The 21125-nt window shown below is 70.3% G+C and carries 21 protein-coding genes; 13 read left to right on the top strand and 8 right to left on the bottom strand.

What is annotated here, in order from left to right; genetic code table 11:
• Positions 1-16: 16 nt before the first annotated feature.
• Positions 17-898: a universal stress protein gene (locus AB5J50_RS03125; protein WP_369254648.1), complete on the top strand. Its 882-nt coding sequence runs from the start codon at positions 17-19 to the stop codon at positions 896-898.
• Positions 899-1147: 249 nt separating this feature from the next.
• On the opposite strand, the gene AB5J50_RS03120 is transcribed toward AB5J50_RS03125, so the two are convergent.
• From AB5J50_RS03120 to AB5J50_RS03105, 4 genes are all read right to left on the bottom strand, one after another.
• On the bottom strand, positions 1148-2071 hold the full coding sequence (locus AB5J50_RS03120; protein ID WP_369265289.1) for a nitroreductase family protein: 924 nt from the start codon (positions 2069-2071) through the stop codon (positions 1148-1150).
• Positions 2072-2238: 167 nt separating this feature from the next.
• A complete protein-coding gene (locus AB5J50_RS03115; RefSeq protein ID WP_369254646.1) occupies positions 2239-3180 on the bottom strand; it encodes a pyridoxamine 5'-phosphate oxidase family protein in 942 nt (313 codons plus the stop codon).
• Between the two features lie 291 nt (positions 3181-3471).
• Positions 3472-3762: a dsRBD fold-containing protein gene (locus tag AB5J50_RS03110; protein WP_369254644.1), complete on the bottom strand. Its 291-nt coding sequence runs from the start codon at positions 3760-3762 to the stop codon at positions 3472-3474.
• A 36-nt stretch (positions 3763-3798) separates the two neighbouring features.
• On the bottom strand, positions 3799-4383 hold the full coding sequence (locus AB5J50_RS03105) for a hypothetical protein (RefSeq protein ID WP_369254642.1): 585 nt from the start codon (positions 4381-4383) through the stop codon (positions 3799-3801).
• A 415-nt stretch (positions 4384-4798) separates the two neighbouring features.
• Here AB5J50_RS03105 and AB5J50_RS03100 point away from each other — a divergent pair, with 415 nt between their 5' ends.
• The 10 genes from AB5J50_RS03100 (at position 4799) to AB5J50_RS03055 (ending at position 15581) form a co-directional block, all read left to right on the top strand.
• On the top strand, positions 4799-5869 hold the full coding sequence (locus AB5J50_RS03100; RefSeq protein WP_369254640.1) for a zinc-dependent alcohol dehydrogenase family protein: 1071 nt from the start codon (positions 4799-4801) through the stop codon (positions 5867-5869).
• A 19-nt stretch (positions 5870-5888) separates the two neighbouring features.
• Positions 5889-6575, top strand: coding sequence for a helix-turn-helix domain-containing protein (locus tag AB5J50_RS03095; protein ID WP_369254638.1), 687 nt, complete (start codon positions 5889-5891; stop codon positions 6573-6575).
• A 134-nt stretch (positions 6576-6709) separates the two neighbouring features.
• A complete protein-coding gene (locus tag AB5J50_RS03090) occupies positions 6710-7129 on the top strand; it encodes a pyridoxamine 5'-phosphate oxidase family protein (RefSeq protein ID WP_369265288.1) in 420 nt (139 codons plus the stop codon).
• 232 nt (positions 7130-7361) lie between these two features.
• Positions 7362-8843 carry an APC family permease gene (locus AB5J50_RS03085; RefSeq protein WP_369254636.1) on the top strand — a complete coding sequence of 494 codons (1482 nt, stop codon included), beginning with the start codon at positions 7362-7364 and terminating at the stop codon, positions 8841-8843.
• Between the two features lie 51 nt (positions 8844-8894).
• Positions 8895-10118: an arginine deiminase gene (locus AB5J50_RS03080; protein WP_369254634.1), complete on the top strand. Its 1224-nt coding sequence runs from the start codon at positions 8895-8897 to the stop codon at positions 10116-10118.
• A gap of 80 nt (positions 10119-10198) precedes the next feature.
• Positions 10199-11200, top strand: coding sequence for an ornithine carbamoyltransferase (gene argF, locus AB5J50_RS03075; protein ID WP_369254632.1), 1002 nt, complete (start codon positions 10199-10201; stop codon positions 11198-11200).
• A 3-nt stretch (positions 11201-11203) separates the two neighbouring features.
• Positions 11204-12127: a carbamate kinase gene (locus tag AB5J50_RS03070; protein ID WP_369254630.1), complete on the top strand. Its 924-nt coding sequence runs from the start codon at positions 11204-11206 to the stop codon at positions 12125-12127.
• 146 nt (positions 12128-12273) lie between these two features.
• Positions 12274-14532 carry a formate C-acetyltransferase gene (gene pflB, locus AB5J50_RS03065; RefSeq protein ID WP_369254628.1) on the top strand — a complete coding sequence of 753 codons (2259 nt, stop codon included), beginning with the start codon at positions 12274-12276 and terminating at the stop codon, positions 14530-14532.
• A gap of 5 nt (positions 14533-14537) precedes the next feature.
• Complete coding sequence (gene pflA, locus AB5J50_RS03060; RefSeq protein WP_369265287.1) at positions 14538-15275, top strand: pyruvate formate-lyase-activating protein; 738 nt, start codon at positions 14538-14540, stop codon at positions 15273-15275.
• A 48-nt stretch (positions 15276-15323) separates the two neighbouring features.
• Entirely contained in the window at positions 15324-15581 is a 258-nt protein-coding gene (locus tag AB5J50_RS03055) for a hypothetical protein (RefSeq protein ID WP_369254626.1), read from the top strand.
• A 59-nt stretch (positions 15582-15640) separates the two neighbouring features.
• On the opposite strand, the gene AB5J50_RS03050 is transcribed toward AB5J50_RS03055, so the two are convergent.
• The 3 genes from AB5J50_RS03050 to AB5J50_RS03040 form a co-directional block, all read right to left on the bottom strand.
• Complete coding sequence (locus AB5J50_RS03050; RefSeq protein ID WP_369265286.1) at positions 15641-16786, bottom strand: RNA polymerase sigma factor; 1146 nt, start codon at positions 16784-16786, stop codon at positions 15641-15643.
• An 11-nt stretch (positions 16787-16797) separates the two neighbouring features.
• Positions 16798-17211, bottom strand: coding sequence for a YciI family protein (locus tag AB5J50_RS03045; protein WP_369254624.1), 414 nt, complete (start codon positions 17209-17211; stop codon positions 16798-16800).
• 370 nt (positions 17212-17581) lie between these two features.
• Positions 17582-18079, bottom strand: a complete 498-nt coding sequence (locus AB5J50_RS03040) for an N-acetyltransferase (protein ID WP_369254622.1) — start codon at positions 18077-18079, stop codon at positions 17582-17584.
• A 610-nt stretch (positions 18080-18689) separates the two neighbouring features.
• Between AB5J50_RS03040 and AB5J50_RS03035 the strand changes: the two genes are divergently transcribed.
• On the top strand, positions 18690-19565 hold the full coding sequence (locus AB5J50_RS03035; protein WP_369254620.1) for a class I SAM-dependent methyltransferase: 876 nt from the start codon (positions 18690-18692) through the stop codon (positions 19563-19565).
• Positions 19566-19634: 69 nt separating this feature from the next.
• A complete protein-coding gene (locus tag AB5J50_RS03030) occupies positions 19635-19988 on the top strand; it encodes a VOC family protein (protein WP_369254618.1) in 354 nt (117 codons plus the stop codon).
• 286 nt (positions 19989-20274) lie between these two features.
• Here AB5J50_RS03030 and AB5J50_RS03025 read toward each other — a convergent pair whose 3' ends face one another.
• Complete coding sequence (locus AB5J50_RS03025) at positions 20275-21033, bottom strand: PIG-L family deacetylase (protein ID WP_369254616.1); 759 nt, start codon at positions 21031-21033, stop codon at positions 20275-20277.
• Positions 21034-21125 lie beyond the last annotated feature (92 nt).

The raw sequence follows: 21125 nt of genomic DNA, 5'->3' as shown, positions 1-21125 counted from the left end.
CTGAGGAGGTCCGCACATGTCCCGCAACGTCACCGTCGGTCTTGACGGTTCGCCCGAGAGTCTCGCAGCCGCCGACTGGGCCGCCCAAGAGGCGCTGCTGCGCGACGCGCCCCTGCGCCTCGTGCACGCCTGGCAGTGGCAGCCCTACACATACTCCCCGCTGGCGGGCGCCTCCGTGCCGCCCGTGGACGACTCGCAGAGCGAGTGGGCCGACCGCCTGCCGCGGGAGACCGCGGCCCGGCTCGCCGAGCGCCACCCCAGCCTGCACATCACCGCCGAGCGCATCTCGGAACAGCCCGTCACCACCCTGCTGGCTGCCGCGGAGGAGAGCGATCTCCTGGTGCTCGGGTCCCGGGGCCTGGGCGGAGTCACCGGGTTCCTCGTCGGCTCCGTGGCACTCGCCGTCGTGGCCAGGACCCAGCGGCCGGTCGTCCTCGTACGAGCCGGCAAAGGCGTCGAAGACGACCACCTGAACGACGAAGTCGTGCTCGGCCTCGACCTGGACCATCCGGACAATTCCCTGATCGGTTTCGCGTGCGAAGCCGCCTCCCGACACGGGCGCAAGTTCCGCGTCGTCCACGGATGGACCCTGCCGTCCACCTACGGTTACGGCGGCGCCTTCGACTTCGACCTCAACGACGAACTGCGCGCGCAGTTGCAGCACAACATGATCGAGGTACTGCGGCCGTGGCGGGAGAAGTTCCCCGGCGTCGAGGTGAACGAACAGGCGGTGATCGGCAACGCGAGCTCCCACTTGATCGACGCCTCCCGCAACGCGGCGCTGGTCGTGGTCGGGCGCCGCAACCGTCGTACGCCGGTGGGCCCGCACATCGGACCGGTGACGCAAGCGGTGCTGCACCATTCCGCCGCACCGGTGGCGGTGGTCCCGCACGACTGACCGAGCGCACGGCGGTGGTCAGGAGGGGCCTTCCCGGTGTGGGCGGCCCACACCGGGAAGGCCTCATGCACCGCCTGGCGACCGCCTCGCGCGGAGCCGGTCTCCTGGAGAAGAAGCCGCGCATCCTGCGCTCGGAACATCTGTACTCGGCGGCGGCCGGTCGCGCTCCGGCGGACGTCACCGTCGGCTGGACCGCGTCCATGGGCATGCGCCGCCCCGGAGGGTGTCGTGGACGTCGACTTCCCACTTTCAGGGCTGGATGTCGAGTATCTCCGGTACCGGGCGGCGTGGCGTGTCGGGGCCCTTGGGCCCGTAGCCGAGGCGAAGCACCATCTGTACATGGCCGGTGCCCGACATCGGGTCGCGCAGCGGCCAGCGCAGGTCCGGCCACTCCAGGGCCTGGGTGACGAACGAGCTGGACAGGCCTTCGAGGGTGGCAAGCAGCAGCACGTGCTGCATGGCCTGACCGGCGTGCAGCCAGTCCTCCAGGCGGTCGCGAGATGTGCTGAGGAGGGCGAGTTGAGGGGAGCGTTCGAACGCTGTCGCGGTGCGGTCCGGCACTGACCTGGTGCCCGCGAAGTCGCGTACCGGAGCCTTGCCGCCGCGCTTGCGTGGCCCGAAGGCGTACTCCGGGACCCCGTCGGGGGTCGAGTGCACCGACGGGTCGCCGGTACGGGTCCAGGTGGCCAGGTCCTCGTCGCTGCCCGGGTCGGTCCGATTGCGTGCCTCGGCCTCCTCGACGAGCTCCAGCACCTGTTGCAGATGCCATGCGGTGGCGAAGGACAGTGACGCCCCCTCCAGACTGGCGGCGTCGCTCAGCGCCGTCCGTACGGCCTCGGGTATCTCCGTCTCCTCGAACGGGAAACGACTGCTGTGCCGCTGGTGAATCGCCGGATACAGCGGGGCAAGGTTGCTCTCGCCGCTGCCGAACCCGGTCAGTTGTACGGTCGCGAGCAGGGTGGGGTCGGCGGGGTCGGGCAGCAGCCGGGTCGCCGGGTACCAGCCCCCGTGGGCAACCGCGACCCGCAGGTTGAGCAGGGCGGCGCCGCAGCCGAGGTGGAGGGCACGGGTGTCGGGGTCGGCGTGGGGCATGGTCCGGCCGAGGTCGGCGCGCACATGGAACGTGCGGCTGCCCTGGTAGTAGCGGAAGCGCCATGGCTGCGCGTTGTGCATCGACGGTGCGGCCGTGGCGTCGCGGACCAGGGTCGCCACACGCTCCGGGGAGAGTGCTCGTTGGCTCACCGCTGCCTCCCTTCGCAGGTCGGCGAGCCCTTGGACGGGGCCCGCTCCTCGGATGTCGCGGGATCCTCGCGGTGGAATGCCTGTCGGGAGAAGCGCGGTCAGTGCCCGCTGTGATCGGGCGGACTGATGCGGCGCCCCGTGAGCTGGGTGGGCGTGATCGACACCCACAGCTCACGTTCGCCTCCCGCCCATGGCTTGCTGTGGGCGCGATCGGCCAGCCGTCGCACCGCGTCGGGCTCGGTGACCGCCTGGGCGGGGCCGACTACGAGCACGCTCCAGCCCTGGCTCATGGCCTCGTCCACATGGTCGACCTCGAAGGCGACCTCCGTTCCCACGGCCGCCGCCGGGGCCGAGTCCGGCGCGGTCCGGAAGACGATCGCGTTGTCGACGACCTCGTAGTTCACCGGAACGACCGCCGGTCCGTCAGGGGTCGACACCGCGATGCGCCCCAGGCCGTGCGTGGAGAGGTGGGCGCGGCATTCCTCCGGGCCGAGGTCCCGCAGCTGGGGATCGAGGAGTGCCTGGCCCTGGCCCGGCGGGAGATCGATTCCGCCCCCGCGCAGGGCGGCGACGGAGGTGCCCAGCGCGGCGGCCAGTCTGATGAGAGTCGCCAGGCTCGGGTCGGCCGACCGCTCTTCGAGGTAGGCCAGGTACTGGGGCGCCATCTTGGCGCGGCGGGCTGTCTCCGCCTGGGTCAGCCCCTGGCGCCGGCGTACGGCGGCCAGGCGTCGGCCGATGTCACCGGCGTGGGACGCCCCGGCCGACGGGGGAGTGCCGGACCCGGTACCCGTCTGCTGCCGTGCCTCGTCCGTGCTTGGCCGGGAAACCGGGGCAGGGCTTTCTCCTGGGCCGTGTTCGAGGTGACGGATGTGGGCGTCGGGCCCGGGGAACACGAGCGTCACCTCGTCCGTATCCGACCAGTGCACGTCGTAGGGAGGGGTTCCGTCCTCGTGATGGAGTCCCACGATTTCGCCGTCGCGCCTGGTGGCGCCGGTGGCCGCGCCATCGACAACGAGCTGGTCGCCGAGGTGAGCTCGCATGGTCGCCGCCCCTTCCTCAGAATGGTGCTGTACCCAACGTGCCACGCGCAGAGCGCCGCCGCATGGCCCGGGCGGCCCCACCAGGGGTGCCGAACGGACCGTTCTCGGGCCGGCCGGCCCTTCAGCAGTTGTCGCGGGTGCCGCATCCGGTGGCGACCGGTTCCTGGCACGGATGCCGCGTGACCAAGCCTGACCGCCATGGCACATGAGAACCGGGGTGGATGTCCGATGTCGCCAGGCTCTGGGCGTGCGCGTGGCCATAGTCGAAGTGAGCTGCCGCGCAGGCGTCCGTCACATGGCCCATCCGGCCACCGGGCGAGGGCTTCGTCCAGCGGCGGGCGTGTCCAGGCCCTCGATGTCGCGCTCGGCGGTGTTGACCAATTGCTGGGCGAGGTCGTGCATGGCCCTGCCTGCCGCGAGTTCGTCACCGATCTCGGGCACATCGGCGTCCGCGGGGTTGCAGTGCGCGGCCCCGTGGCCGGTGAGGGTCGTGGTTCCGGTGTTCATCACTACACGTGCCGTGGTCGTCCCTCCGTCCTCGGAGAGGTAGAGGCGAACCTTCCACTCCACCGTATGCAGCATCACTTTCTCCTCACCTTCGTACGGACCGGTGACACCTCACGTGGTCTTGCGCCGCCACCGCGGTCCGACCTGATCCCACTCTCGCTCCCACTGGTCGTAGCGCCGCTGGTCGAGCCGCCCCTGTGCGACGCGCCCGGCGGCGAAGGCCAGGCCACCGAAGGCAAGTGCGGCTCCGGCTCCGAGCACGGCCGCCTCGACGGCGGCCGACGAGGCGGATGTCGGCGCCGTGGTGAGCTGCTCCTTGCTGTTCAGCCAGACGACGACCTTCGATCCCGTCTGATGCCCGGTGTCCACGAGGGCCCGGCCGGTGTGCTGGGAGCCGTCCGTGGCCGTCCAGCGGACCGTCGCCCGGACCTGGTTGTAGGGCGTGTCGGCCCCGACCGCCGCGGTCTCGGTCCCGCTCCCGACGAGGACGGCCTGGACCGGGTGCCGCTCGCTGCGAAGCCGCGCGAAGGACCCGTCGGCGGCGTGGGCTGTCAGCACGCCGGCCAGGGTGCCGCCGATCGCGATGACTGCCCAGACGGCCAGCACGATCCAGGCCTCGACGACGTCGTCGTGTCGTCGCAGGGGATTGCTGCGCCACCGCCACAGCAGTTGCCTCATACGCTTGGTGCCGCGCATCTGACTGCACCTCCTCATCGTCTCGTCGTAGACGGAACGGTGACAGCGGGGACCGCACCAGGGCAGGGGCCGACCGGTCGGCATCATGGGGCCGTCCGGTGCTCCCCGGGGCCCGGCGGCGGGCCGTTCGGCCCTTGTCCGCGGGGAACGGCGGCGCCGTGCTCGTATGCGAGGCCGTCGGCCGGCCCGAACGGCCCTGCCCGGTCCCTCTATGGGGACCGACCGGCCCATGCGGACAGCGGGTGTCACGCTCAGGCTGGACATACAAGGTCAATCCACGCGCGAGGAGGTTGTCAAAGGGCGCCCCACCATCGTCAGAGCCGGTGCCTCAGAGAGGGGGCTGGCGTGCGCAAGAGGACGCTCACACGCCGTCGCCTCCGCCACAGGCATCCGCCAGGTCCAGAAAGGCATCGCCATGAAAGCACTCGTGTTCCACGGTCCCGGAGAGTCCGCGTGGGAGGACGTGGCGGATCCCGGTATCCAGGATGCCACCGACGCGGTCGTCCGTGTCGACGCCGTCACGATCTGCGGGACCGATCTGCACATTCTCAAGGGCGACGTACCGGAGGTACGCCCCGGCACGGTGCTCGGACACGAAGCCGTCGGGGAGATCGTCGACGTGGGCGGCGACGTCCGCACGGTCCGCCCCGGTGACCGTGTCCTGGTCTCGTGCATCACGGCGTGCGGCCGCTGCCGCTACTGCCGGGAAAGCATGTACGGGCAGTGCCGCGGTGGCGGGGGCTGGATCCTCGGCCACTCGATTGACGGCACGCAGGCCGAATACGTCCGCGTACCGCATGCGGATCTGTCGACGCATCTGCTGCCGGGTGCCGTGGACAGCAAGGAAGCCGTGCTGCTGGCCGACATCTTCCCCACCGCCTACGAGGTGGGCGTGCTGAACGGGCGGGTACGGCCCGCGGACACCGTCGTCGTGGTCGGAGCCGGGCCGATCGGGCTCGCCGCGATCGCCACGGCACGGCTCTACACCCCCGGGAAGATCATCGCCGTGGACCTGGCCCCGGCCCGGCTGGACGCCGCCAAACGCCTCGGCGCCGACGCGGTGGCCACGGCGGGGGAGGAGGCGGAGCAGCTGGTCGCCGACCTCACCGAGGGCCTGGGGGCCGATGTGGTCATCGAGGCGGTGGGGGTGCCGGCGAGCTTCGAGGCGTGTACGCGCATGGTGCGGCCCGGCGGGCACGTGGCCAACGTCGGCGTGCACGGCAAGCCCGTGACACTCCACCTCGAAGACCTGTGGATCAAGAGCGTGACGATCACCACCGGCCTGGTCGACACGTACTCCACGCCCACCCTGCTGCGTATGACGGCCGCCGGGCAACTGCCCACGTCGTCCCTGGTCACCCACACCTTCCCGCTGGACGCGATGGAGGAGGCCTACGACGTCTTCTCACGCGCCGCCGACACCGGCGCGCTCAAGGTCGTCCTCGGCGCACCGCAGCACGACGCCCTGACGGTCAGGGCGTCCTGAGACGAGGAAGTGAACGGCCATGTCGGAGCAGACACCGTCGAACGCCGTGTCCGCCACCGCGGACAGCACACGGGGCGACATCGGGCGTCGCATCGCTCAACGACGCCAGGAACTCGGACTGACCCGGGAGGAGGCGGCATCCCGGGCGGGCACGGCTCCCGGCTACGTTCAGTACCTGGAGGAACAGTCGACCGCGATGCCCGGGACCGCCGTCCTCATCCGGCTCGCGGACGCGTTGCAGACGAGCGTGGCGGCCCTGCGCGGAGGCGACGCCGATCTTCCGCCCGGTACCGGCCGGGCCGCCCGCCACCCTGAGCTGATCGAACTCAGCGCCGAGGAGTGCCGGACCCGGCTCTCCCGGCACGGCGTCGGCAGGATCGCGATGGACACGCCGGACGGGCCGATCATCGTCCCCCTGAACTACACCGTCATCGACGGTGCGGTCATGTTCAGGACGGCACCCGACGCCGTGCCGGCCACAGCTGTCGGGGCGTACGTCGCCTTCGAGGTCGACCACATCGACGAGGCGCTCAGTCAGGGCTGGAGCGTGCTCATACGCGGCTTCGCCCGGGCCGTGACGGACCCCGACGCCGTGCGTCGGCTGACGGAGCTCGCGTACAGCGAACCATGGGCGGGCGGCGAGCGCGACGTATGGGTGCGCCTCGATCCCGTCGAAACCACCGGGCGCCGGATAGCGGTGCGCTGACCGCATGGTCCGGAGCGGATTCCGAAGGGCGGCCGTTCTCGGGCCGTTCTGGACCGACAGGCCCTCGCCTCGTCCCTGGCCGCCCCAGAGGATGAAACGTGTACGGCCGTACCCCGTGAAAGTTGAACCCAGTGATGAACCCGAACGACGGCTTCCGTGAACTCGACCGCCAGGAGTGCCTGAGTCTGTTGCAGCGGGCACCGATCGGCCGCGTCGTCCACACGCGCCACGCCCTGCCCGCCGTCCTGCCGGTCAACTTCTGCCTGGACACCGACTTCGCGGTACTGATGCGCACCGCGGCCGATTCGGAGCTGGCCGCCGCGATCGACGGCGTGGTGATCGCCTTCGAAGCGGACGAGGTGGATGCGGCGGCGCACTCCGGCTGGAGTGTCGTGGTCACCGGCCGCGCGACGGTGGTGACCGATCCCGTCGAGAACGGCCGGCTCGCCCGGTCCGGCCCGCGCTCCTGGGTGGCCTCGCCCGAGGAGGTCTTCATCCGTATCGAGCCCGAGTTGGTGACCGGTCGTCAACTCGTGGGCGGCCACACGATGTAGGGGGTGGACCTGTCCTCCTGACCAGACCCGCGCCACGTCAACGGCCCTGTGCTCCGCATCCCCACCCATCGGGGAGGCGGAGCACAGGCCCGTTCGGGACTCCCCGAACGGGACCAATGGGCCCGGCGGGGGACGGGTGGCCACTGACCGCGATGACGGGCGCCGAGCAGGATCGTTCGCGGATCGAGTCATCCGCAGCCCGTCCCCAGCGACCCGCGCAAGGAGCACAACCATGTCCAGCACCCAAAGAAGTGACGAGAGGCCGTCCCCCAGGGCGGCCCTCGGCCTTCCCTCGGCGACCGCGCTCGTGATCGGCAGCATCATCGGCACCGGAGTCTTCGCGCTCCCGTCGGCCCTGGCACCGTACGGGCCGATCTCGCTCGTGGCGTTCGGCGTCGTCACGCTCGGCGCGCTCGCGCTGGCGGTGACCTTCGGGGCGCTGTCGAAGCGTGTCCCGGCGAGCGGCGGTCCGTACGTCTACGCCAGGGAGGCCTTCGGCGAGTTCGCCGGCTTCCTCAACGCCTGGTCGTACTGGATTACCGCGTGGGCCGGGAACGCCGCGATCGTGGTGGCGTGGGTCGGATATGTCGAGGTGTTCGTCAACACCGGCCACCGCACGGCGATGTCGGTGCTCATCGCGCTGGTCGGGCTGTGGATCCCGGCCGCGATCAACCTCACCGGCGTACGGAACATCGGCGCCGTCCAAGTGGTCACCACCGTACTGAAGTTCATCCCGCTGGTCTTCATGGCCACCATCGGCCTGCTGTTCATCGATCCGCACAACTTCGGTTCCTTCAACGCCAGCGGCCAGTCGGCGCTGGGCGCGATCTCGGCCGCCGCGGCCATTGCCCTGTTCAGCTACCTGGGCCTGGAGGCCGCCTCGGTGGTCGCCGGCCGGGTCCGCGAGCCGGGCCGCAACGTGCCGCGCGCCACCGTGTACGGCACCCTCGCCTGCGCCGTCATCTACATCCTGGGCACCCTCGCCGTCTTCGGCACCGTCTCGCACGGCGAACTCGGCGCCTCCACCGCGCCCTTCACCGACGCCGCCAACAACATCTTCGGCGGCACCTGGGCCGGCGACACGGTCGCGGTGGCCGCCATCATCTCCGGCATCGGCGCCCTCAACGGCTGGACCATGCTCTGCGCCGAAATGCCGTACGCCGCCGCCCGCGACGGACTCTTCCCCGGGGCCTTCGCGAAGCTGCGCGGCGAGAACGGCGTCCCGGTCTTCGGCATCGTGGCCTCCACCGTCCTTGCCTCGCTGATCACCGTGTTCAGCTACACGCGCTTCGACGACGTCTTCACCAAGATCGTGCTGCTGAGCGTGCTGACTGCCGTGATCCCGTACCTCTTCTCCGCCGCCGCCCAGCTGTACTGGCTGCTGGTCCGCGGACGCGAGACCCTCAGCCCCGGACGGCTGGCCCGCGACATCACCGTCTCCGTCCTCGCGATGGCCTTTTCGTACTGGTCGATCCAGGGCAGCGGGTACCAGACGGTCTACTACGGGCTGTTCGTCCTGCTGCTCGGACTGCCGGTGTACGTGTGGCTGAAGCGGGGCCAAGGGGTGTACGGCGAGGAGTCGACGGCCCCCGTGCCTCTCTCCGACGGCAGGGCTCCCGAGACCGCCGTCCCGACGGCCAAGCGGATCTCCCGTGCCGTGCCCACGAGTCGCACCGGTGCCCTCCGGAGGAACCGCCTCCGCAACCGCGACTGACCGCGCCCCGAGCCGGCCCCGCACCCGTACGACCACAGGAGCAGCCCCGCCATGAACGCCACCACCGCCTTCCACGTCGACTCCGAAGTCGGCCGCCTCCGCCAGGTGATCCTGCACCGCCCCGGCCTGGAACTCTCGCGGCTGACCCCGCGCAACGTCGACTCCTTGCTGTTCGACGACATCCTCTGGGCCAAGCGCGCCCGTGAGGAGCACGACGCCTTCGCCCAGGTGCTGCGCGACCACGGGGCCCGGGTGCACTACTTCGCCGACCTGCTGGCCCAGACCCTGGACGTGCCGGAGGGCCGCGACTGGCTCCTGGACCGGGTCGTCACCCCCGCGACCATCGGCCCCGCCCTGCTGGACGCGGTACGCGAGCGCTGCGCCGAGCTGGACGGCGAGAGCCTCGCGGGATACCTGATCGGCGGCATGCTCAAGAGCGACCTGCCGCTCACCACCCCGCACAGCCTGGTCTGGAACGCGCTGGACACCGAGGCCTTCGCGCTCGCCCCGCTGCCCAACCACCTCTTCCCACGCGACAACTCCTGCTGGATGTACGACCGGTTGTCGGTCAACCCGATGGCCAAGGACGCCCGGCGGCGCGAGAGCCTGCACGCCGAGGCCATCTACCGGTTCCACCCGATGTTCGCCTCCGCCGCGCCCGAGCCGATCCTCGACGGCCCCGTCGGGACACTCGAAGGCGGCGACGTGCACGTCCTCGGCAACGGCGCCGTCATGGCCGGCATGGGGGAGCGGACCACCGCCCAGGCCGTGGAGAACCTGGCCGCCCGGCTCTTCTCCACCGGCACGGCCACCCGGCTGATAGCCGTCCAACTCCCCGCCACCCGCGCGTACATGCACCTCGACACCGTGCTGACCATGCTCGACCGCGACGCCTTCGCCGTCTATCCCGGCCTCGCCGACTCCCTGCGCTCGTGGACCCTGCGGCCCAGCGACGCCTACGCGACCGGATTCGACGTCACCCCCAACTCCGACCTGGCGACAGCGCTGGCCGAGGCGCTCGACCTGGACAAGGTCCGCATGCTGTCCGCGCCGCAGGACCTCGCGGGCGCCGAGCGCGAGCAGTGGGACGACGGCAGCAACTTCCTCGCACTCGCCCCGGGTGTCGTCGTCGGCTACGAGCGCAACGTCACCACCAACACCTACCTCCGCAAGCAGGGCATCGAGATCGTCACCATCGCCGGCGCCGAACTCGGCCGCGGCCGGGGCGGCCCGCGCTGTATGAGCTGCCCGATCGAACGCGACCCGGCCCACTGAGGGCCGCCGCACCGACACGGCCATACGCCCCGGCGATCCCCAGGCACCCGCCCGCTCCCACCGCACCAGCGAGGAACCCCATGACCATGGACCTGCGAGGACGCTCCTACCTGAGCGAACTCGACTTCACCGCCGCCGAGATCCACCACCTCCTGGACCTGGCCGCCGGCCTCAAGGCGGCCAAGCGCTCCGGCACCGAACAGCCCCGGCTGACCGGCAAGAACCTGGCGCTGGTCTTCGAGAAGACCTCCACCCGCACCCGCTGCGCCTTCGAGGTCGCCGCGGCAGACCAGGGCGGCGCCACCACCTACCTCGGCCCCGGCGACACCCACGTGGGCAGCAAGGAGTCCATCGCCGACACCGCCCGCGTCCTCGGCCGGATGTTCGACGGCATCGAGTACCGCGGCTCGGCCCAGTCGATCGTCACCGAACTCGCCGCCCACTCCGGCGTCCCCGTCTACAACGGCCTCACCGACACCGCACACCCCACCCAGAGCCTGTGCGACGTCCTCACCATGCACGAACACAGCCCCAAGCCACTGCCGGAGATCAGCTACTGCTACCTCGGCGACGCCCGCAACAACATGGGCAACTCGCTGCTGTCGATGGGCGCCCTGCTCGGCATGGACGTACGGATCGCGGCGCCCAGGGCACTGTGGCCGGCATCCGAACTGGTCGCCGCCTGCCGCGCGCTCGGCGAAAACAGCGGGGCCCGGATCACCCTCACCGAGGACGTCGAGACCGCCGTACGCGGCGCGGACTTCCTGCACACCGACGTCTGGGTCTCCATGGGCGAACCCGCCGCCACCTGGCGCGAGCGCATCGAATTGCTGCTTCCCTACCAGGTCAACGACAAGACCCTCGCCCTCACCGGCAACCCGGACGTGAAGTTCATGCACTGCCTGCCCGCCCTGCACGACCACCGCACCCACCTCGGCCGCGAACTGCTCGACACCTACGGTGTGGACGGCCTCGAAGTCACCGACGAGGTCTTCTCCTCACCCGCCTCCGTCGTCTTCGACCAGGCTGAGAACCGCCTGCACACCATCAAGGCCGTACTCGTCGCCACTCTGGAGGACTGAGCCATGCGTATCGTCATCGCCCTCGGAGGCAACGCCCTGCTGCACCGCGGCGAACGCCCCGACGCGGCCGTCCAGGAGGCGAACATCGACCGGGTGACCACCGCGATCGCCGCCCTCGCCCAGGAACACGAGATCGTCATCACCCACGGCAACGGCCCCCAGATCGGCCTGCTCGCCGTCGAGAGCGCCGCCGACCCCGCGCTGAGCGCCCCCTACCCGCTGGACCTGCTCGGCGCCCAGACCCAGGGCATGATCGGCTCCCTGCTGGCCCGCACCCTGCACGACGCCCTGCCCGGACGGCGGATCGCCGCGCTGGTCACCCACACCCTCGTCCGGGCCGACGACCCCGCCTTCGACCACCCCACCAAGTTCGTCGGCCAGGTCTACCCCTACGAGATGGCGTCCACGCTCGCCCGCAAGCGCGGCTGGCACATCGCCGCCGACACCACCGGCTGGCGCCGCGTCGTCCCCTCCCCGGCACCCGAACGCGTTCTGGAGACCGACACCGTCCACGAACTGCTGAACAACGGCACGCTCGTCATCTGCGCCGGCGGCGGAGGCGTCCCCGTCACCGCCAACCGCGACACCGGCGCACTCACCGGGGCAGAGGCCGTCATCGACAAGGACCTCACGGCAGCGCTGCTCGCCGAGGACCTGAAGGCGGACTTCCTGCTCATCCTCACCGACGTGCCCTGCGTCTACGACGGTTATGGCACCCCCAGCCAGCGGCCCGTCCTCGGCGCCACCCCCGCCGAGCTGCGCCGCGGCGGCTTCCCCGACGGTTCGATGGGCCCCAAGACCGAGGCCGCCGCCCGGTTCGTCGAACACACCGGGGGACTGGCCGCGATCGGATCCCTGGACGCGGCGTACGAGATCGTCCACGGCAACGCGGGCACCCTCGTCCGGCCGGATCTGCCTGTCGCGTGAGTGCCCGTGACAAGGGGGCCGGACGGCCCCCGTTGGGGGGCCGCACGGCGGGGGCGTGGGCCCTGCCCGGCCCTCCTGGCGGCGATCGTGTCGCACGAGTATGGAAAGGGAGACATTCCAGTGCGGAACAAGGGAGAGAACCGGCGATGACAGTGACAGTGACAGCCGGGACACGCGCGCTCGAGGCATGGCGCGGTTTCGCCGGAACGCAATGGCGCGAGCGCGTCGACGTACGCGACTTCATCCAGGCCAACTACACACCGTACGAGGGCGACGCGGCCTTCCTGGCCGGCCCGACGGACCGCACCCGCGCCGTGTGGGAGAAGGTCAGCGCGCTGTTCCCGGAGGAACGGCGCAGGGGCATCCTGGACGTCGACGCCAAGACCCCGTCGACGATCACCTCGCACTCGCCCGGATACATCGACCGTGAGCGGGAGCTGATCGTCGGCCTGCAGACCGACGCCCCGCTGAAGCGCGCGATCATGCCCAACGGCGGCTTGCGGATGGTCGAGAACAGCCTGAAGGCATACGGCTACGAGCCCGACCCCTTCGTCACCCGCGTCTTCGGCACCTACCGCAAGACCCACAACGACGGTGTCTTCGACGCCTACACACCCGAGATGCGCGCCGCCCGCAAGGCCGGGATCATCACCGGACTGCCCGATGCCTACGGCCGCGGCCGGATCATCGGCGACTACCGGCGCGTGGCGCTGTACGGCACCGCCCGCCTGATCGAGGCCAAGCAAGCGGAGCGCGCGCTGCTGGACACACAACCGTCCACGTCCGACGTCATCCGCGACCGCGAGGAACTGGCCGAACAGACACGGGCGTTGGACGAACTGACGCGGATGGCGGCCTCGTACGGCTGCGACGTCTCCCGCCCCGCGACCACTGCCCGCGAGGCCGTGCAGTGGCTCTACCTCGGCTATCTCGCCGCCGTGAAGGAACAGAACGGCGCCGCCATGTCGCTGGGCCGCACCTCCACCTTCCTGGACGTCTACCTGCAACGGGACCTGGAGGAGGGGACGCTCGACGAGTCCCGCGCCCAGGACCTGATCGACGACTTCGTGATCAAGCTGCGGATCGTACGGTTCCTGCGCACCCCCGAGTACGACGCGCTGTTCTCCGGCGATCCGACCTGGGTGACGGAGTCCCTGGGCGGCATCGGCACGGACGGGCGTCCGCTGGTCACCCGCACTTCCTTCCGCTTCCTGCAGACCCTCTACAACCTCGGCCCGGCCCCTGAACCCAACCTGACCGTGCTGTGGTCGCCCCGACTGCCCGCAGGCTTCAAGGAGTTCTGCGCCCAGGTCTCCATCGACACCAGCGCCGTCCAGTACGAGTCCGACGAGCTGATGCGCCCGCGCACCGGGGACGACACAGCCATCGCGTGCTGTGTGTCGGCGATGGCGGTCGGCAGGCAGATGCAGTTCTTCGGGGCACGGGTGAACCTCGCCAAGGCCCTGTTGTACGCGATCAACGGCGGCCGGGACGAGCTGACCGGCGAGCAGATCGCACCCCAGGCACCCGCGCTGACCGGGGAGTACCTGGACTACGAGGAGCTGTCGGCGGCGTACGACCGCATGCTGGACTGGCTGGCGGGGACGTACGTCAACACGCTCAACGTCATCCACTTCATGCACGACAAGTACGCCTACGAGCGTATCGAGATGGCGCTGCACGACCACCCGGTGCACCGCTTCATGGCCTGTGGTGTCGCGGGCCTCTCGGTCGCCGCCGACAGCCTGTCCGCCGTCAAATACGCCCGGGTGAAGGTGATCCGGGACGACACCGGGCTGGCCGTCGACTTCGAGACCGAGGGCGGCTGGCCGGCGTACGGGAACAACGACGACCGCGCCGACGCCCTCGCGGCCGACCTGGTCGAGTCCTTCATGGCCAAGGTGCGCAAGCACCCGACCTACCGGAACGCCGAGCACACCCAGTCCGTACTGACGATCACCTCGAACGTCGTCTACGGCAAACACACCGGCAACACCCCCGACGGCCGGCGCGCCGGCCAGCCCTTCGCGCCCGGGGCCAACCCCATGAACGGGCGTGACCGGCACGGTGTGGCCGCCTCCGCCCTGTCGGTCGCCAAGTTGCCGTACGAGCAGGCCCGCGACGGCATCTCACTGACGACGACGATCACCCCGGAGGGCCTGGGACACGCGCCCGGCGAGCGGGCCGGGAACCTGGCCGGCATCCTCGACGCGTACATGGCCTCCGGCGGCTTCCACATGAACGTCAACGTCCTGGACCGGGCCACGCTGGAGGACGCGATGGAACACCCCGAGAAGTACCCGGAGTTGACCATCCGCGTCTCCGGCTACGCCGTCAACTTCGTCCGTCTGACCCGTGAGCAGCAGCTCGACGTGATCAGCCGCACCTTCCACGGATCGCTGTGACTGCGATGAAGGTCGAGACGACGGGCCGGATCCACTCCTGGGACCTGTCCACCGGCGTGGACGGTCCCGGGACCCGGTTCGTCCTCTTCACCAGCGGCTGCCCGCTGCGGTGCCTGTACTGCGCCAACCCCGACACCTGGCACATGCGGGACGGCCGCGAGGTCACGGTCGACGAGGTGATGGCGGAGACCGAGAAGTACCGGGGCTTCGTCACCACGGCCGGGGGAGGGGTGACGATCACGGGAGGCGAGCCATTGCTCCAGCCCGCGTTCACCGCCGAACTCCTCCGCCGCTGCAAGGAGGTGGGGCTGCACACCGCACTCGACACCTCCGGCTTCCTCGGTGAGCGCGCCTCCGACGAACTCCTCGTCGACACAGACCTGGTACTCCTGGACATCAAGTCCTTCGATGTTCGCGCTTACCGGAAGCTGACCGGCGGAGAACTGGCCCCCACGCTCAACTTCGCCACCCGCCTGGACAGCCTCGGCATCCCGGTGTGGATCCGCTACGTTCTCGTCCCCGGCTGGACCGACGATCCGGAGGCCGTGAACGGGCTCGCCCGCTTCGTCGCCGGTCTCGGCAACGTCGACCGCGTGGACGTCCTCCCGTTCCACAAGCTGGGCGCCTCGAAGTACGAGGCGCTCGGGGTCCCCTTCCCGCTGCGGGACAACCCGGTTCCCGAACCGGCGCTGACGGAGCGCGTCCGTGAGCAGTTCAGGGAACACGGGCTCACCGCGTACTGAGGCCGTAGAACTGGGTCGTCGACGACGGGAGGGCACGGTGGGCGGCGCGTGCCAGGGCGCGCAGGCTCCTACGGCGGCGCCGCCGTGCTGGACGCGGTCAACAAGGTCCCGGTGAACGTGTCGACCAACACCAACAAGCAGCCGCTTTCCTGGCAGCCGAACCGTCGCAGGTGGCCCACCTTCACCGGGCGTCTCGGCGGGCGGGTCCACGGAGACACCACGCCTCCAGCGCGCATGTCGTCGTCGCTGAGATTCCCCGCCGGCAACGCGTCGTGCGGCTGGTCCCGGCCCGGCTGCTCACTTTGAGGCAACCGCTCTGGCCATGGGGCCGCGCCAGTGCCGCGGGAAAATCCGAGCGCGACCCGTCAGCGACGCCGACGGGCGTTGAGCCGGGCGGCCTGGCGCGTCAGGTGGTCGCGCTCGGCGAGGTTGGGTGCCTTTTGGGCCGCCTCGGCGTACAGCCGTGCCGCCGTCGCCAGGTCGCCGTCGCGCTCGTGGAGGTAGGCCGCCACCGCGGTGTGCCGGGGCAGTGAGTCGTCCAGCGCCGCAAGTGCGTTGAGCCCGGCGCGCGGTCCGTCGGCCTCGCCGACGGCCACCGCGCGGTTGAGCCGGACGACCGGGCTGTCGGTCAGGCGCGTGAGCTCGTCGTACCACTCGACGATCTGCACCCAGTCGGTCTCCTCGGCGGTGGGCGCGTCGGCGTGGAGTGCCGCGATGGCGGCCTGGGCCTGGAACTCGCCCAGCCGGTCACGGGCGAGGGCCGCCTGCAGGATCTCGACGCCCTCGGCGATCGACTCGGTGTCCCACCGGCCGCGGTCCTGCTCGGCGAGCGGCACCAGGCTGCCGTCGGGCGCGGTCCGGGCGGCGCGCCGGGCGTGGTGGAGCAGCATGAGGGCGAGCAGCCCCGCCACCTCGGGGTGGTCGATCGCGGCCGAGAGCTGCCGGGTGAGCCGGATGGCCTCGGCGGCGAGGTCGACGTCGCCGGAGTAGCCCTCGTTGAAGACCAGGTAGAGGACGCGCAGCACGGTGGCGACGTCGCCGGGCTGGTCGAACCGCACGCCGGAGATGGTGCGCTTGGCCCGGCTGATGCGCTGCGCCATGGTCGCCTCGGGCACCAGGTAGGCCTGGGCGATCTGGCGGGTGGTGAGCCCGCCGACGGCACGCAGGGTGAGCGCGACCGCGGACGACGGGGTCAGGGACGGGTGGGCGCACAGGAAGTAGAGCTGGAGCGTGTCGTCCACGGCGGGCGCAGGCCCGGGCTCCGGTTCCTCGTCGACGAGGTCCTCGCGCCGGCGGCGGGCGGTGTCCGCTCGGGTCGCGTCGAGGAACTTGCGCCAGGCCACGGTGACCAGCCAGCCCTTCGGGTCCCGCGGAGGGTCGGCAGGCCAGACGCGGACCGCCTCGACCAGCGCGTCCTGCACGGCGTCCTCGGCCGCCGCGAAGTCGGCTCCGCGGCGGACGAGGATCGCGAGCACGCTCGGTGTGAGGCTCCGGAGCAGGACCTCGTTCATGATGAGGTCGCTCAGTGGCACTCAGTGATGGTGGGCGACGCGGTCAGGAACGGGCGCAGTTCCAGCCACTCGTGGATCGGCTTCCCGCCCGCCCCGGGGGCGGCCGACAGTTCCCCGGCCAGCTCGACGGCGCGCTCATAGCTGTCGACGTCGATCACCATCCAGCCGGCGATGAGGTCCTTGGTCTCGGCGAACGGGCCGTCGGTGACCGGCGGGCGCCCCTCACCGTCGTACTTGACCCACGTCCCCTCGGGGGCGAGCGCCTGACCGTCGACGAACTCGCCGGTCCCCTCGAGCCGGGCCGCGAAGTCGTGCATGTACTGCACGTGGGCCGAGATCTCTTCCGGCGTCCACTTGTCCATCGGCACGTCGTTGACCGGAGCCGGGGCGCCGCGGTAGTGCTTGAGCAGCAAGTACTTGGCCATGGTGGTTCTCCTCGGTGCTGGTGCGACCCATTGTGGTCGCGTTCACTGCGGGGACGGAGCCAGCCACGGGTTCTCGACATCGCCGCCAAAACTTTTTGGCTCTCGCGGATGAACCTGGGTGAGCCGTCTCGTGGTGTCCGGGTCCACGGCGTGACGCGAGGGCGAGACGGAACGAGGCCTTCCAAGATCAGCAGCGACCGAGCAACCGAATCTGTCACCCGCGATCCCGGCATCGGTGGTGGACAGAGTCGGCTGGGCCGTCAGTCTGCTGAGGCTCGACGACACCACGGCGTCGGCGATAGCACGACGGCTCGGGGCGAACCGGTGATCTCACGGTGGCCGCACGTCAGCCGTCGCAGTGCTCACCTCGTCACGAGGCGCGGGGCAGCGCGAGCCAGTCCTGCCAGGTGATGTCGCGGCCCAGACAACGGGGCTGCTGGAAGGGCCAGTCGGCGGCGATCCACTGCGGCACCAGCGCGTCAAGCGCGCGCTCCACCTCGCCGCCGACGAGGTCGTCCACCACCCACCAGGAGACCTCGCCGTCGGAGCCGGTGCGCTCGGGCGGGTCGATGTAGACGCAGCCGAGGATCGCCGTCTCCTCCTCGTCCAGCAGCGCGTAGTTGAACGACTGGTGCGCGGCTATCTCCTTCTCGTGCCGCAGCAAGTCGATGCGGTCCTCTTCATAGGTCATCGTCTCCTTCGGCCAGGCCCAGGCCGGGCCGAAGATCTCCCACAAGCGCTCGCGGGAGCCCATCACGGCGGGGTAGTCGAGCGCGGTGTCCGCCTCCCGGATCGGGCGCAGGTGAAGCGCGGTGTCGGGCACGGGCACGTAGACGGGGTGGACGAAGTCCTCAGGAAGCCAACTCATAAGGGCCGAGGCTACAGCCGGCCGACGCGGGATGATCCAGGCGGCGCGGGTGCCGTGGCGGACGACCACCGGGCTCCGCCTCGGCGAGGGGAGAGCGGGCGTTGTATCTGTCCTGGACCGTGCGGCGGTGGCCTGCGGCGTTGGTGATGGGGCTGTGGGAAGCGCAGGAATCGGCTGCCCGGGAGCGGTTCGAACGCTTGCGGGAGCCGGACGGCCCGGCACTGGAATCGCTCTTGGGCTGCGGTCATCGGCGCTGACTGCGGATCGCCACCCGTACCTGCTGTAACCGCTGCAGACGTTGCGCGGTGTGCGGGCCGTGCCGGTGCTGCGCAGCCGCCCGTTCTCCAAGGCCGGGCCCACTTCCACCTCGAACGCGCGCCAAGCGTCGCCGCCGTCACCTTCCCCAACTCACCTTCACGGCACCGCCGTACGAGGAGCCGGACGGCCGCCGAAACGGTGGTCACGCTGGTGCCTGCGACGTTCTGGGCCACGGAGAAGCCGACCTTGGAGCCGGTGATCGAAGCGCAATTCTGAAGAAGCGCCGTAAGCATCCGCCTGCTTAGCGTTGCGAAGCAGGCGGGACGACCTTGCAACGGGAGGGGACATCATCATGGGCGACGAGCGAGCTGCGGCGGTGGACAGTACGGCGGAGCGGGTCGCCTTGTGGCGGGCCATGCACGTCCAGGTCGATCCACCGCCACACGTGCTTGAGGACGAGGTCGGCCTGCGGCTGGCGGCCCCGGACGACGGCTGGCGCCGCCGCCCGGACATGGACCCGCACGCCATGAGCCGCGTCCGGGCGGGCATCGTGGCCCGGGCTCGTTTCGTCGAGGATCTGGTCGTCGAGCAGGTCGGTCAGGGCGTCGGTCCGTACGTCATCCTCGGCGCGGGCCTGGACACCTTCGCGCAGCGCAGGCCGGAGATCGCTTCCCGCCTGCGGGTGTTCGAGGTCGACCGGCCCGGTCCGCAGGCCTGGAAGCGGCAGCGCCTGATGGAGCTCGGCTTCGGCGTCCCCGAGTGGCTGCGGCTCGTGCCGGTCGACTTCGAGGCGGGCGACTCGTGGTGGGAGCAGCTGGTGTCCGCCTGCTTCGATGCACGGCAACCGGCGGTGGTGGCCTCCACGGGCGTCTCCATGTACCTCACCAAGGACGCGAACGCGGCCACGCTGCGCCAGGTGGCATTGCTCGCCCCGGGCTCCACGCTGGCCATGTCGTTCATGCCGCCGCTGGAGCTGGTCGATGAGGAGGCTCGCCCCATGCGCCAGGCGGCGGAGCACGGCGCCCGAGCATCCGGGACGCCCTTCATCAGTTTCTTCACCCCGGAGGAGATGCTGGCACTGGCCCGCGACATGGGTTTGAAAGAGGCCCGGCACGTGTCGGCGGCCATGCTCAACCAGCGCTACTTCGCCGACAGGACGGACCGTCTTCGGACGTCCAGTGCAGAGGAACTGCTCGTGGCGGCGACTTACGAGTTCCCCCGCGATTGAGATGGGGGTGTGAAGGTGGCGATGGTGTTGTGCCACCAGGCCCGATCGTCGTCCTGGCAAGATAGCGGCATGGAACGTGTGCTTGGAGTCGGTGGCTACTTCCTGCGGGCCGCCGACCCGGTGGCCCTGGGCGCGTGGTACCGCGATTGCCTGGGCCTGGACGCCGATGAGAAGGGCCTGTGGCGTCAGGAATCCGGGCTGACGGTGTTCGCGACGTTCGAGTCCGAGAGCGACTACTTCGGGTCCCGCGCCCAGCAGACCATGCTCAACTTCCGGGTCCGCGACTTGGAAGCGATGCTCGCGCAATTGCGCGCCAAGGGAGCGGACGTGGCTGAAGAGACGCAGGACATGGAGGGTGTCGGTCGATTCGGCTGGGTCACCGATCCTGAGGGCAATCGGGTGGAGCTGTGGCAGCCCGCCTGACCGCGTCTTCACGCAGGCGGTGACGTGCTGGTGGCCCACCAGGTTGTCGGGGTGTGAACCATGGTCAGGCCGCGCGGTCATGTCCCATTACGCCTTCTGCGGGCTGTCACGGGGACACCTTGGAGAGCTTGTCACCGAACTTGCGCCGCAGTGGGAGGCGCGATGCGAGTCCGTCCGGGCGCCGCCAGCGGTGCCGCGGCGACCGGCGGCGTCAGGTCGGCGCTGGGCCACAATACGAGTTGGTGTTCACCGACCGACTGCTGGTCATCACTGCGGCCCGTCATGTTCAGGCTGTCAGTTCGGTTTGATCTGCCACGGGGGAGACGGTGTCCTGGCGGATGTACCACTCGGTGGAGAGAATCCGCTCCCGGACGGCTTCCGGGAGGCCCGCGAGCAGACCCGGTGCGGCCCCTCGCTCCACCTCGGTGCGATGGGCCAGCACGGCAGCCCATTTCTGCTCCAGCCAAGGGCTGACATCGACAGTCGCGGTGATCCGTTCGTCCGGAACACTGTTCATCGCCTTCCCGGCACGGGCCAGGTCGCTCAGCGTCCGTACAGCCGAGTGCGGGTGCGTGGCCAGGTAGAGGGCGCTCGGCTGCCAGGGGTCACCCGCACCCGGATAGAGCCGTTCAAGTCCGGCTGCCTGGACTGCGAGCGTGGTCACCCGGTGGGTGTGCACATGGTCCGGATGACCGGTCAGCCCACCGTAGGCGTCGTGGGTGACCACGGCCTCCGGGCGAATCTCCCGCAACTGCGCGACCAACCGCCCCACCGTCTCGTCGAGCGGCGCATCGCAGAACCGCACGCTGCCCGAAGCTGACTGAGGTGCCCAGGCGTCGGCGTAACCGAGCATGCGCGGCTCGTCTGTGCCGAGGATCCGAAGCGCTTCGGCCAGTTCCGCGCCGCGCTGAGTGTGAGCGGCCCAGGTCGCCGTAACAACCGTAGTTCGAGCTCCTGCGGCCGCGTGCCGGGCAAGCACGCCGCCGGACCACAGGGACTCGTCGTCCGGGTGAGCGAAAACCGCGAGCAGACTCGGCACCGGCATCGACAGATCACCTTCCAGAGCGAAGAGAGCCTGATCGTATGCCTTGCTGACGCGCCCAGTTCGGCGTGCCGACCTCCACAGACAGGACAGCA

The organism is Streptomyces sp. R35 (assembly GCF_041053035.1).
GTDB lineage: Bacteria > Actinomycetota > Actinomycetes > Streptomycetales > Streptomycetaceae > Streptomyces > Streptomyces lutosisoli.
This window is presented reverse-complemented; position numbering and strand designations above follow the sequence as displayed.